Origin of the sequence: Dysgonomonas mossii (assembly GCF_004569505.1) — a bacterium.
GTDB lineage: Bacteria > Bacteroidota > Bacteroidia > Bacteroidales > Dysgonomonadaceae > Dysgonomonas.
Window position 1 is genome coordinate 1 of sequence record NZ_SPPK01000064.1, and the last position, 454, is coordinate 454.

1 protein-coding gene is annotated in these 454 nt (G+C 71.6%); it reads left to right on the top strand.

Annotated elements, in window-relative coordinates; genetic code table 11:
- Window positions 1-358 (top strand): hypothetical protein (locus E4T88_RS18915; protein WP_221411818.1); only part of this gene is annotated, 358 nt, incomplete at its 5' end.
- Window positions 359-454 lie beyond the last annotated feature (96 nt).

The following is a 454-nucleotide window of genomic DNA, read 5'->3' on the forward strand; positions in this document are numbered from 1 at the left end:
CGAAGGGCTCGGCCAGTACCGCGACATCCTCGAACCGGGCCGGCCCCTGGTGCTCCAGCTTCAGGCTAACCTGGAGGGCGAGGACGTGCGCGCCCGGATCCTGACCGCGGAACCCCTCGACCACGCGGTCGCCCGCCACCAGAAGGGCATCCGCATCCATCTGAGCGACCCGCGCGGGGTCGCGCCGGTGCAGCAGCGGCTGTCGATGCGCGGGGAGAGCGAGGTCTCGCTGATCCTCAAGCTCGACGGCGGCGGCCGCGAGGTCGAGATCCGGCTGCCGGGCAAATTCCAGGCCTCCCCCCAGCTCGCCGGCCTGCTCCGGACCGTGCCGGGGGTGGTGCAGGTGGAGGTGAGCTAGCTCGCCGCAGAACCGCTTGCCGCCAGCACCACCGCCCGCGGCCGACCGGCACGCGGGCGTACAGATCGATGATATCTTGGTTCAGGAACCGCACGC